The sequence below is a fragment of the Pseudoalteromonas sp. G4 genome (assembly GCF_028875915.1).
GTDB lineage: Bacteria > Pseudomonadota > Gammaproteobacteria > Enterobacterales > Alteromonadaceae > Pseudoalteromonas.
Window position 1 is genome coordinate 1 of record NZ_JAPEHW010000156.1, and the last position, 1175, is coordinate 1175.

Annotated in this window: 1 protein-coding gene; it reads left to right on the forward strand. The window is 39.9% G+C overall.

Features of this window, described 5'->3' with window-relative positions:
* Positions 1-135 precede the first annotated feature (135 nt).
* The gene (locus ON073_RS20340) at positions 136-1134 is read left to right on the forward strand and encodes an ArsJ-associated glyceraldehyde-3-phosphate dehydrogenase (RefSeq protein ID WP_274763690.1); all 999 of its coding nucleotides are present in this window, start codon (positions 136-138) and stop codon (positions 1132-1134) included.
* Positions 1135-1175 lie beyond the last annotated feature (41 nt).

Here is a 1175-nt window from a genome sequence, read left to right on the forward strand (position 1 = left end):
TTTATCAACTTAATCAAGCGATGACCGAGCCATTATTAACGATATTAAAACTTACGCTCGATTCACTCAAAAGCGATTGCCAAGTGCAGCGCGATTTAACGTCTTTTAAATCTTCAAATTGTTAGGCTGATTATTATGAAAATTGCGATTAATGGCTTTGGCCGTATGGGTAAGTTGCTAGCACGTATTGTGCTTGCAGAGGGAAATCATCAGTTGGCGTATATTAACGACCCAGCTGCCAGCAATGAAGCGATTGCACATTTATTAGCGTTTGATTCAGTTCAAGGGCGCTTTAAAGACAATGCAATTCATGCTGATGACGAATTTCTTTATGTTGAAAATCATAAAATTGCGTTATTACATGAAAAAGAGTTAACCGCATTACCGGTAGACAATATCGACTTACTGATTGACTGTTCTGGTTTATATCGTCAATCAACACTGTTTCAGCCGTTACTTGATAAAGGGTTAGAACGTGTGTTGGTATCGTGCCCAGTTAAAGATGAGGGTGCTATTAATTTAGTTTATGGCGTAAATCACGATTTATACCAAGCAGATAAACATCGAGTAGTAACGGCAGCATCGTGTACCACAAACTGCTTAGCCCCTGTGATTAAAGTGCTAAAAGAAACGGTTGGTATTAAACGTGGTTCTATGACCACCATTCACGACATTACCAATACGCAGACGATTGTTGATAAAGCGCATAAAGATTTACGCCGTGCACGTGCCTGTGGTGAGTCGCTTATTCCAACAAGTTCTGGCTCAACAACAGCCATTATGACGATTTTCCCTGAGCTTCAAGGCAAGCTTGATGGTTTAGCGGTGCGCGTACCTTTATTAAGTGGCTCGTTAGTTGATTTAGTTATTGAAACGGAACAGCCGACCAGTGTTGAAGCAATTAATAATGCTTTTGAAAAAGCTAAAAACGGTGAACTAAAAGGGATTTTAGATATTGAAATGCGCCCACTTGTTTCGGTTGATTTTGTGGGCGATACCCACAGTGCAATTGTTGATGGATTATCAACACAGGTAATTGATAAGCACCTTGTTAAAGTGCTTGCTTGGTACGACAACGAAATTAACTATGTATCGCGTATGAACGATATTGTGAATATGATTGCGGCTTCTTAATTCGCCCCATATTAACACCTTCTGCTAAACCTTGGCGTGAA